The sequence below is a fragment of the Leptolyngbya cf. ectocarpi LEGE 11479 genome (assembly GCF_015207065.1).
Lineage (GTDB): Bacteria > Cyanobacteriota > Cyanobacteriia > Phormidesmidales > Phormidesmidaceae > Leptothoe > Leptothoe ectocarpi.
In genome coordinates this window covers 1-10,998 of record NZ_JADEXP010000218.1, presented here as the reverse complement: position 1 = coordinate 10,998, position 10,998 = coordinate 1, and the positions used below count along the sequence as shown (strand labels likewise).

The 10,998-nt window shown below is 47.1% G+C and carries 11 protein-coding genes; all 11 read left to right on the top strand.

All coding sequences use genetic code 11. The annotated features are described in order from the left end of the window. The coding region (moaC, locus tag IQ260_RS20130; protein WP_193994882.1) for a cyclic pyranopterin monophosphate synthase MoaC at positions 1-383 on the top strand (383 nt) is incomplete at its 5' end. Between the two features lie 28 nt (positions 384-411). Further along, entirely contained in the window at positions 412-681 is a 270-nt protein-coding gene (locus IQ260_RS20125) for a 2TM domain-containing protein (RefSeq protein WP_193994881.1), read from the top strand. A 101-nt stretch (positions 682-782) separates the two neighbouring features. Beyond that, entirely contained in the window at positions 783-1,091 is a 309-nt protein-coding gene (locus IQ260_RS20120; protein ID WP_193994880.1) for a DUF3181 family protein, read from the top strand. A 144-nt stretch (positions 1,092-1,235) separates the two neighbouring features. Beyond that, positions 1,236-2,657 carry a hypothetical protein gene (locus tag IQ260_RS20115; RefSeq protein WP_193994879.1) on the top strand — a complete coding sequence of 474 codons (1,422 nt, stop codon included), beginning with the start codon at positions 1,236-1,238 and terminating at the stop codon, positions 2,655-2,657. 240 nt (positions 2,658-2,897) lie between these two features. After that, entirely contained in the window at positions 2,898-3,266 is a 369-nt protein-coding gene (locus IQ260_RS20110) for a hypothetical protein (RefSeq protein ID WP_193994878.1), read from the top strand. Positions 3,267-3,410: 144 nt separating this feature from the next. Next, the gene (locus IQ260_RS20105) at positions 3,411-4,865 is read left to right on the top strand and encodes an aminotransferase class I/II-fold pyridoxal phosphate-dependent enzyme (protein WP_193994877.1); all 1,455 of its coding nucleotides are present in this window, start codon (positions 3,411-3,413) and stop codon (positions 4,863-4,865) included. Positions 4,866-4,934: 69 nt separating this feature from the next. Next, entirely contained in the window at positions 4,935-5,531 is a 597-nt protein-coding gene (cbiT, locus tag IQ260_RS20100; protein ID WP_193994876.1) for a precorrin-6Y C5,15-methyltransferase subunit CbiT, read from the top strand. A 449-nt stretch (positions 5,532-5,980) separates the two neighbouring features. Beyond that, positions 5,981-7,765: a hormogonium polysaccharide biosynthesis glycosyltransferase HpsE gene (hpsE, locus tag IQ260_RS20095; protein ID WP_193994875.1), complete on the top strand. Its 1,785-nt coding sequence runs from the start codon at positions 5,981-5,983 to the stop codon at positions 7,763-7,765. Positions 7,766-7,783: 18 nt separating this feature from the next. Then, complete coding sequence (gene hpsE / locus IQ260_RS20090; RefSeq protein WP_193994874.1) at positions 7,784-8,746, top strand: hormogonium polysaccharide biosynthesis glycosyltransferase HpsE; 963 nt, start codon at positions 7,784-7,786, stop codon at positions 8,744-8,746. Positions 8,747-8,828: 82 nt separating this feature from the next. Continuing rightward, entirely contained in the window at positions 8,829-9,764 is a 936-nt protein-coding gene (locus IQ260_RS20085; RefSeq protein WP_193994873.1) for a glycosyltransferase family 2 protein, read from the top strand. 81 nt (positions 9,765-9,845) lie between these two features. Continuing rightward, positions 9,846-10,998, top strand: a 1,153-nt coding sequence (locus IQ260_RS20080; RefSeq protein ID WP_193994872.1) for a glycosyltransferase, incomplete at its 3' end; no start/stop codon positions are given.

Below are 10,998 nucleotides of genomic sequence, written 5' to 3'. Positions count from 1 at the left end.
GCTATCTGCGGATGACTCGGGCCACGATGGAGGCCGTTCAGATGGGAGATTTGCCTAAGGGAGATGTACTGGGCACGGCCCGAATTGCTGGCATTATGGCAGCTAAGCAAACATCTAATTTGATTCCGTTGTGTCATCCGTTATCTATTAAGACAGTGGAAATTAGTTTAGAGCCGGATCATGACTGTCCTGGCTATCACATTCAGGCCATGGTTAAGACGGCGGGTCAGACAGGTGTGGAAATGGAGGCGCTGACAGCGGTATCGGTAACGGCCTTAACCCTGTATGACATGGCGAAAGCGTTGGAAAAATCGATGCACATTGAGGGTATTCGGCTGATCAGTAAAACTGGGGGTAAATCGGGAGACTATACTATTGGTTAATTGATTATATGTATCTTTTTGGTGTTTTATGCCTCCCAAATGGCCACGAAAACCCGATCGTGCTGACCCAGCCTACCGTAAGTTAGAAGACCGATTGAATTTTGCGGTTCATGTGGCGGCGTTTACGGCGTTTAACTCAGGGTTATGGTTTTTTCATGAGTTTACGCCCGGTACGTTGCTGTGGTTGCCGAAGCTAACGTTGCCCTGGGTAGCGCTATTAGCGGTTCATGGCGTCTGGGTATTTGCGATCGCAACCTACCCAACATCTTTAGTGGAATCAGACAAGACCTCGTCGTAAATCGACAGCTTTGTGAATGCATTTTACGAACCGATCCTTTCAGGAACTAGACCTTTTACCCTGATTGCAGAATGACTTTCCTCTAGAAAGAACGAAATACCATGGCTTATCCCGGCGCGGCAGCAGTAATTGAAGCATTAGCCGCCGATATTGGCGACACAGTCTATATCGATGTTGCAAAATGGCACTTGTATCTGCGGGATACATCGCTGCATACTACTCTGGCGGAAAAATTTTATCCGATGGTGACCGATCGCGATCTTTCTGAGACGGGGGTGGTGGAAGTGTTGCAGGCAATTCCTGTAAAACTAGGCGGTGGTCGCCGGTCTCTGCCCTTGAGCGATCTAGTGCCGATTCAGTGTCAGGTAGATCTGCTGGATTTGTTAGAGCGACATCGCAGTGAGCTTTGACCTTTAGGCAGCCCGCTGTCCGATTCTGAAGAGCTGACCTAGACTGTAGTAGGCAACGTTAAACGAAACGCTTTTAAGCAATGCCTTTGCAACCGCAAAGATATTGAGTTCATTTGAGTTGTTTATCGGTATAGGGAAGCATCCGTGAACGTTTTATCGCTGTTTGATAACGCTTTAAATATAGATTTGGCGACGGGTTCCATTGATAGCTCTGCCAGTGGGGATCCACTACTCACGTCGCCGTTGGCAGCTATTGATTTTGATAGCTTGTTGGCAGACGTGACAGCGGTTGCCAATGGTGCGATCGCAGATGTAGATCAAGTGGTTGAGTCTACCACTGAGCTAGTGATCGGCACCCTAGAGGAGCTGAATGTTGAGATAGATACCGTCAATGTCAGTGGCTTTATCCAGGACATTGTCAACTTCATTGCTGATCTGCCTGCTGATGCGACTATCGCTGATGTACTCACTGAAATTAATGTCCCGTTCCTCTCGGATGAGGAATTCCTGGATTTAGTGACCGATGTGAGCGATCTGATCAATACCCTTGCCCCTGACTTAAGTAGCCTAGCCATTACTCCCGTCCTAGAGCAGGGTGTGGAGCTTTTAGAAGAGTTAAGCACAGGCGTTGGTACTATCACTATCAATGGCTCAAGTCTATCGGGTCAGTTAACGTTGGATGGTGCAACTCGCACATTCACGACCGATATCTCAGATGAGGTGGACGCTTTTTTGGGTGATGTCAGCGACTTTTTATCTGGTATCACAGGGCGTGCCAGTCTGGTTGATGGGCAATTTACCGGCAATGTGCTGGTTGACGGCGCTCGGTATGCCCTGAATTTAGATGTTACGGCTGCTCTCACCGACAGTCTCACCAGCTTTTTTTCGACAGCAGAGGTGACCCTGCCGTTTACTAACGGCGTCATCGCTGTCGATTTTGAGACAGTATTGGGGGATGTCGATGGGACGATTGATTTTGCCGGGGGCGATCTAGATCTAGATTTGACCACTCCCTTCGGGACTGTGGATACCAGTATTGAATTTCCTGAGGATGCCCAAATTGATGTGCCCGTGGCGTTGGCGGGGCTCTCCGACGTAGATCTAGAGTTAGATCTGGCTGCAGGGCTATTGCGTGTACCTCTTTTGGGTGGGATAGATGTCTCTCTTGATATGTTTTCAGGAGAACTGGGTTTTGCCGATGGGATGGCAACGCTAACGGTAGATAATATTTTGCCAACACCCGTATCGGCAGAATTTGATATCGGTCCTTTGGCCAGTCAAGTGGCGATTGCCTTAACGGAAGATCTCCAGGGTGAGTTAACGATCGATGCGGGGATGATCGATGGCAGCATTATTAGCAGTCTGGGAGAAGTTGACCTGACGGCATCTGTGGATGATTTAATCCTGCAGGCGGCCAGCGTCATTGACCAAACTACTGGTGAACTAACGCTCAACGATGGTGTTGCTACAGTTAATTTGGACACACCCTTTGGCAACCTGTTAGGAGGTCTAGAGCTAGTAGCTCTCGCAGACACGATAGGGAATATATCCGGTCTGCTGGCTTAACAGGCTTAACATATGTCTTGTTAGGCTCATAAAAATTATCAGCCGTCTTGACTGACGAGCATAATCCAGCCGTCTTGATGAGATAGCTGGATTATTGCTATGCAAAGACTTTGCGTCTTACTGTAAAGATAATTAATCGCCAAAAATTTACGAAACTTAAAAAAATAACGTTTCTGAGAATGTCTGATAAAAGTTAATATAAAGGTATCTAATGGCTACCATTCGTTACATAAAAAAACTATGGCTGGATTTTTTGGACTTTTTGGCGGCAATAAAAACAAAGGCCCTGAATCAAAAGAGGCTTTTTTCCTAGATGAAGATGACGCCAAAACTTTTGGCGATATCGATTACATGCGCAAGGAAGTGGTTGTCCGTCGGACATTCGCTAAGAAAAAGGGTATGGAGGAGCTAGAAAGCGTCAAGAGCGTTTCCGCCAGTGCTAGTAAAAGTGTCGGGGATACAGGCTCAAGCTTCGGTGCTTCTGCCTCCTCTTCTACGGAAAGTACCTCTGACAGTAAGCCTGTAACTCCCCAGGCACCCAAATTTACTAAGAAAACGGGCTCTGGTATGGATATGTTCCGTAATATGGCGAAGGATATTCGTCGCTAAGATGCGGGATGGTTTGGTGTTGCTGACCGTTTAGGCGGTCAGTGATTGGCGCTAGTATTCCTGTTTTTGTCAACGTAGGCACTGAGGTTGTGTGACAGCCTCAGTGCTTTTTTATGAGTTGACCCTGTTGCGATGGAGATTGCTATGTTGTCCCAGTCCTGTGCTCCCCTGGCGAATGCCTTGTGGGATGTTGCCTCTCGTCACCACGCGGCTTTTTATACGCCAGGGCATAAAAGAGGTCAGGGGATATCATCTCTGCACCAGACTGTGTTTGGTAGCGCTGTTTTTCGCGTGGACCTGCCGGAGCTACCGGAGCTAGATGATTTATTTGCGCCTGAGTCTGTGATTTTAGCCGCTCAGGAGTTGGCGGCTGAGGCCTTTGGCGCTGAGCAAACCTGGTTTTTGATCAATGGGTCTACCTGTGGAGTGGAGTCGGCGTTGCTGGCTACCTGTGGCCCAGGCGATAAAGTCATTGTGCCGCGTAATGCCCATCAGTCAGTTTTGTCGGGATTGATTTTGTCAGGGGCGATGCCTGTGTGGATAGCACCGGTCTATGAGCCACGATGGCAGCTGGCGCTGGGGGTGACGGCTGATGTGATAGCAGCAGCCCTGCGCCAGCATCCTGATGCCAAAGCGGTGGTTGTGGTGTCTCCCACCTATGAAGGTGTCTGTAGCGACATTGCCGCCATCGCCTCGGTGGTCCATAGGTATGACATGCCGCTAATTGTGGATGCAGCTCATGGTCCCCATTTTGCCTTTCATGGGGAGCTACCACCGACGGCCCTAAGGGGTGGGGCCGATATTGTGATTCACTCAGCTCACAAGGTTTTAGCCGCCTTTACCCAGGCGGCCATGCTCCATGTCCAGGGCGAGCGATGCGATCGCAATCGTTTAAATCAGGCGCTGCGTATGACCCAATCCAGTAGCCCCAGCTATCTACTGTTAGCTTCCTTAGATGCAGCCCGCCATCAAATGGCGAACCAGGGACGGGACCTCATGGAACAAACCCTGACCCTAGCAAAATTAGCCCGTTCGCAGCTGCATGAGTCTCCGCTACCTGTGTTGAATGTGTCCGCTGGCACCAATGGCTTTCAGCAGGATCTGACTCGTCTGACCGTAGATGTCTTTGCTGTGGGCATCACCGGCTTTGAGGCTGATGTTTGGCTTCATGACCGGGGAGTGACGGCGGAATTACCTACTCTCCATCAGCTGACATTTATTATTAGTCTCGGTAACTCTAGACAAGATATTCAGCAATTGCTCCAAGGGCTTAGACAGCTGCCATCCTCCACTGTGACTAATGTTCCTACCCAGCTGCCTCCGTCATTTCAGCATTGTCATAATGTGTCTAGGCCGGGGGTATCGCCCCGCGAGGCCTTTTTTGCCTCCAGTGTGACCTGTGCACTGGAGGAGGCTGTTGGTGCGCTCAGTGCTGAGACAGTGTGCATCTATCCCCCGGGCATTCCTCAGCTGATGCCCGGTGAGCCCATTACGGAGCAGATTCTCGATAGCTTAACCGTGGCTCAAGCCTGTGGTGCCCATTTGAGCGGCCTAGCGGATCCCACATTGCAAACCTTTAGGATTTTGCTGTCGCCTTAGGAGGCCCCTAGCCAGTCTTCCAGAACAGCGCTATCCTCAGGCTATTCCAGCGTCTTAAGGCAAAATTCAATGGAGCCCCTCTGGCCCTATGTAACTCCCGGTATTCCTGACCAGCTTTTTGAACAGCTGCCCGGTATTCCCATGAGTCAGCGGGAAGTCCGGCTGGCTTTGCTGAGTGCCCTGAGGCTTGGGGCTGAGGCTGTCCTTTGGGATATTGGTGCAGGTACGGGGACTATTACAGTAGAAGCTGCACTGCTTTGTCCCCACGGTGCCATTGTCGCTGTAGAGCGAGATCAAGATGTTGCCGCACTGATTAAAAAAAATTGTCAGCGCTTTGGGGTGACTAATGTGGATGTCGTGGTTGGGAATGCGCCTAGCTGTTTTGATGGTTTACCCCACGTGCCTGATGCCATTTTGATTGAAGGGGGACGAGACTTAAAACCTCTCCTAGCAGATGCTTGGGAAAAACTAGCGGCCTGTGGACGTTTAGTGGCGACGGCTAGTAACTTTCAATCACTCTATGCCATCTCGGAAAGTTTTGCTGAGCTTCAGGTGCGTAATATTGAGGTGGTGCAGACAGGGGGGAGTCGCTTAGAAACCCGTGGCTCAAATCAAGTGTTAAAGCCGATTGTGCCCACATTTATTCTGAGTGGTGAAAAATTTTAAGCTGTGACTTGATGACCCTCATGCTCCCTATGCCTGACACGTTAAGTCCCACTGGTTGAGGCGGGCTGTGAATAACTGATTTTATCAGAGCAATAGGTTTGACTAAGTACAAAAGTCATTCATTAGAAATGCCGTGGTGGCATATCCGGTGTGAGGATTGTCGACACTTGTTATGGTGATGGCATCTGAAGTTGCTTGTAGATGACTTTTCTGGGGCTGAGTCGTATGTTGTAATGAATTTGGGGATAGTGTGAGTGAAGGCCTCTACGTTTTTGTGGCTCAAGATGATATTGGAATAAGACTATATCCAGCGTCCGCTCACAAGCTGGTTGTTTGGGGGTGATGACTGCATCCATGATGTTGCTTAACTGCCTTGGGGCTGGAAGCTTAGGGTAAAAAGTGAGAGCTATTGTGACTATTTCTACCTATCAAACCTGCGGTTTCTAATCATGATGACCGTTGATTATCCACCGAATAAATCAATTAACTCCCCGGTTGTTGCGCCGCTCTGTTTAGATATTACGGTTGCGATCCCCACCTATAACGGTGCTGATCGGATTCCGGAGGTGCTTGATCGGCTTAAACAGCAGTCAGGTACGGAAGGGCTGACGTGGGAAGTGATTATTTGTGATAATAATAGCTGCGATCGCACTCCAGATGTCGTTGCAGAGTATCAACAAGCCTGGCTGCAGAATGTTCCCCTGCGATACTGTTTTGTTGCGGAGCAGGGAGCTGCGTTTGCCAGACAGCGAGCTGTGGTTGAAGCTCACGGCAATATTGTTGCTTTTCTCGATGATGACAACATTCCGGCGCCAGATTGGTTGAGTCATGTACAGCGCTTTGCCAAAGCTTATCCCCAGGCGGGTGCGTTTGGTAGCCAAATTCATGGCAATTTCCAAGGAGAGCTACCCGAGGGTTTTGGCCATATTGCCTGCTTTTTAGCCATTGTTGAGCGGGGTAGTAAGCCCCATCTCTATAGCCCTAAGTCTAAAATTCTCCCACCAGCTGCTGGTTTAGCTGTGCGTAGAAAGGTCTGGCTGGATGCAGTCCCGCCACGCTTGTTTCTAAACCATAAGGGGAAATCTGCCGGTCTTGCTAGTGAAGACCTAGAGGCAATGCTGCATGTTCAAAAAGCGGGCTGGGAAATCTGGTATAACTCCGATATGGTGGTTACCCATCAAATTCCTAGGCAGCGACTTCAACAAGACTATTTGGTTGCCTTGCTGCGCTGTGTGGGATTAAGCCGATTTTATATCCGTTGGTTAGGGACCCAAGATTGGCAGCGATTCTTTAAGGTGCCTGCGTATATTGCCAATGATTTACGTAAGCTTGCTCTCCATTATCTCAAAAATGGCCCTCGGCAGAGTACTTTGAATACTGTGGCGGCCTGTGAGCGCTCTCTATTGAAGAGTACTTTAATCAGTCCGGCATTTTTGCTAAGAAAGGCATATCAAGACTTTTGGCAAAATCGTTTAGATGACACTCAACTACCGGAGCGACAACAGTGGCTCCAACGTCTGACAGATGCTTTCGAAGGCCGTCAGCTAGATCTGTACCAGCAAGCGGTGATTAGCCTGACTTCGCCGACGCCTTCGAGGAATCATATCGCTGTTCCTAGTCAGTACGAAATCTTGTTACGGTTACGCCATAGTTCTCCCAATGCCTCCCTAGCCGTACCTGCTAGTTTCTTTCCTACAGCAGAGCGTTATGGACTGATGCGAACGTTAGATCGGCGGATTATTCAGCAGGTTTGTGAACGGTTGAGTTCTCTAGCCGTAAACGCCGTTTATTCAATCAATTTGTCAGCAGCCAGTGTCTGTGATCCGAATTTTTTGGATTTTTTAGAGGAACAGCTCAGCCGCTACCCGCTGAAACCTGAGAACCTATGTTTTGAAATTCAAGCGTCGGTGTTAATAAACTCGTCGACGGTGGCTAAGACGCTGATTAATCGTCTGAAAATACTAGGGTTGCGAGTTGCTATCGATGAGATCGTCCAGGATGCCGGTATGCTTGATGAGATTACCCACTGCTCTATTGATTGCTTGAAGCTCAGTGCCAGCATGCTGGCTGCTGATAGTTCCCACGTATTGGCTTGGGTCAAGCTCAGCCAGCAGCGAGGCATGCAGCTAGTTGTAAAAGGTGTGGAGACTCAGCAGATGGTAGAGCAGCTCCAAGCCCTGGGCGTTCGCTATCTACAAGGATATTATTTATCTAAGCCAACGTCTCTTGTGTAAGGTATTACGTATCAAACGATGGTTGATTTTACAGTTGTTATTCCTACCTATAATGGCGCTCAGCGATTACCCAGGGTGTTGGACGCGCTGCGATCGCAGATTAATATTGACTCTATTCAGTGGGAAATTTTAGTTGTTGATAACAATAGCCATGATTCTACTCAGCAGGTAATCAAAAGGTATCAGGCAACGTGGGTTGGTTCACCGAATCTTCGTTGCACCTTTGAAAAGCAACAAGGCGCTGCGTTTGCCCGTCAGCAAGGTATGCAAGTAGCCCAAAGTGATTGGATTGGGTTTATTGACGATGACGTGATTCCAGCATCTGACTGGGTCGCTACTGCCTATGCCTTTCGCCATAGTTGTCCTCACCTAGGGGCCTATGGAGGACAGATCCACCCTCAATTCGAGGTTGATCCTCCAGAAGACTTTAAGCGGATCCAATCCTTCTTGGCGATTCGGGAACGAGGAAATCAGCTGCACCTCTATGACCCTGAGAATCTGGTCTTGCCTCCCTCAGCCGCTTGGGTTGTTTGTCGACAGGCTTGGCTAGACTCCGTGCCATCCCAACCGAAGTTAAGCGGCAGGATAAAAGGCTCAATGGTGCAAGGTGACGACTATGAGCCTTTAATCTATATGCATCTTGCGGGTTGGAAAATTTGGTATAACCCAGACATGCATGTCAGTCATCACATCCCTGAAGGACGTTTGGAGGCTGGTTATCTGATCAAACTTAGTCGTGGCTGCGGTCTCTGCATCTACTCGCTACGGCGAATTATGGCAGATAGCTTGGCGCAGCAGCTGCTGCTTGCAGCCAAGATCACTGCTGGTGGTCTTAAGCGTGCCCTACTTCATCTAGTCCAAAACCAGACACTTGTTTTCACTAATGTTGTCGCCAGATGTGAAATGATTTTTTTTCTAAGTAGTGCCATTAGCCCCCTATATTCATTATGGGCTCGTTTACAACGTAAGTCTCTCACCTAATACAAGACCTGTTTTTAGAAAACAACCTTGATCAGCGGTCTCCAGTATCTTCGTAATGTCTCCTGACCAGTTGCCTGTAACTATGTCTACGAACACACCGCTTATTACAGTTGTTATTCCAGCCTATAACTGTCAAACAACTATTAGAAATACGCTGAGATCTGTTTTTGAGCAGACTTACTCTACCCTAGAGATAATTGTCGTTGATGATGGCTCCACAGACGATACATTAGATATTCTTAAGACATTGGATGATGATCGTCTGACGGTTTTGACTCAGCCTAATGCAGGCGTTTCGGCTAGCCGAAACCGTGGTCTTAGACATGCAAGTGGTGAGTTTGTTGCTCTATTAGATTCAGACGATCTGTGGCTGCCGGATAAGTTGGCAGATCAGCTAGAAGCTCTTCAGAGTGAGTCTCAAGCAGCTGTTGCCTATAGTTGGACTGACTATATTGACCAGACTGGCGAGTTTGTACGTAAAGGTTACTACTGTAATTTTCAGGGAAAGGTTCATCAGCAACTGTTGCTGGGTAGTTTTCTAGAAAGTGGGTCTAACCCTTTGATTCGGCATAGTGCATTAGAAGCGGTTGGTGGTTTTGATGAGTCCCTACGGACCTGTGAGGACTGGGATCTGTGGATTCGTCTATCTCTCCATTATCCATTTGTGGTTGTTCCAAAGGTGCATGTGAAGTATAGGATTGCCACACACTCAAAATCATTTCTTTTGGATAGGCATGAAGCAGGTGGCTTAGCTGTGATTGACAAAGCATTCTCTCAAACATTAGATTCTTCTCAGTTAACGAGATCTAGAGCATTGTCAAACTTTTATAAATATCTGCTATTTAAGCTTTTAGATGCACCCAAAACCCCACAGTTACAAGAGAGCTATAAGTCTCAACGTGCCCTCAGATATCTGGGGCTTTCTATTTATTATCATCCCCAGCTATTAAGACAGATAAAGGTAGTTCTCTCTGCGTTTGTTAGAATTTTGGCCATGCCATTGCAATCTTCTCGCTGATTAATAGATATGCTAGTAAGGTAAAAACTTTTAAGCTTGTTGGCCTTGGATTATAATTACCTTCTTTAGGTAATAACGACTATGGCAATTAATAAGCAGAGGTTGAAAGTTCTTTTATATGGAAATCTCTTTGGAGCTTATCGTTCTGAAAACCTAGTGAAATATTTGCTAGACTCAGGCTATCGAATATCGATTATATCGCCTGAATTTTTCTATGAAAGAGGTGAGAAAAAAGATTTTCTTACTAAGATTCTACGTATTGTTTTTTCTGGATACTATCTAGTTGAGCTGCTTATTAAAGCAGCACTGGCAGATGTTATTTATCTATTACCACTGAATAGTGAGCTAATTCGTCCTGTAGTATGGGCAAAGCGCTTATTTAAAACAAAGCTGGTAGTTGAAATGTATATTTCAGCCTACGATACATTAGTGCGTGAAAGGCAGGAAATCTCTGAAAATACTGCTGCTGCTCGGCTACTCTATAAGACTGAGCGATTAGCGCTTACAGAAGCTGACTACATTGTGCATCTTTCTCGTTACGAGCTAAGTTACTGGGAAAAGATTTTTGACATCAATTTGTCAGAAGAGAAAATTTTGATTGCTCCTTTATTCTATAAGCCAGGTTTAGCCAGATTTCAACATCAGAGAATTCGTACGCAATGCTTGCATATCTGTTGGTGGGGAACCTTGATTCCTAGTCATGGAGTTTCTAATATTCTTGGGGCTTTGCACAAATTGCATATTTGCAATGTCGACTTTACCTGCCAGCTGTTTGGTGTTCCGGCTAAAGGACAAGAGCATTTGGTTAAAATCTATGAAACTCAAATTGATCAGTTAGGGCTAGGTGAGGTGGTTACCCTACGTCAAGATTTAAAGTTTGTTGACTCCTCATTACCCCAGTATCTGATCAAGGATTGTGATCTTGCTTTGGGTATTTTTGGTGATACTGAAAAAGCAAAGGCGGCTGTTCCCAATAAACTGATTGAAGCGTTAACGCTTGGTATTCCCTGTTTGACAATGTCTACACCAGCCCTGGAGGAGTTTTTTGAGCCTGGTGTTGATTGCTGGACTTGTGAATCATCACCAGAAGCCATTGCTGACACTATTAGTCAAATTTATGAGAAAACTGCATATCAGGTTGATTGGGATAAGACTCAAAAAAAGGTTTATCAGACCTTTTCTATTGGCAATTACCATCAGGTAATAAAGCAAGTGCTAGATGCCACTGTCAACG

Coding starts and splice junctions, on each gene's coding strand:
- IQ260_RS20085 (WP_193994873.1), top strand. CDS start 8,829: ATGTCTACGAACACACCGCTTATTACAGTTGTTATTCCAGCCTATAAC.
- IQ260_RS20125 (WP_193994881.1), top strand. CDS start 412: ATGCCTCCCAAATGGCCACGAAAACCCGATCGTGCTGACCCAGCCTAC.
- IQ260_RS20105 (WP_193994877.1), top strand. CDS start 3,411: ATGTTGTCCCAGTCCTGTGCTCCCCTGGCGAATGCCTTGTGGGATGTT.
- hpsE (WP_193994874.1), top strand. CDS start 7,784: ATGGTTGATTTTACAGTTGTTATTCCTACCTATAATGGCGCTCAGCGA.
- hpsE (WP_193994875.1), top strand. CDS start 5,981: ATGATGACCGTTGATTATCCACCGAATAAATCAATTAACTCCCCGGTT.
- IQ260_RS20110 (WP_193994878.1), top strand. CDS start 2,898: ATGGCTGGATTTTTTGGACTTTTTGGCGGCAATAAAAACAAAGGCCCT.
- cbiT (WP_193994876.1), top strand. CDS start 4,935: ATGGAGCCCCTCTGGCCCTATGTAACTCCCGGTATTCCTGACCAGCTT.
- IQ260_RS20120 (WP_193994880.1), top strand. CDS start 783: ATGGCTTATCCCGGCGCGGCAGCAGTAATTGAAGCATTAGCCGCCGAT.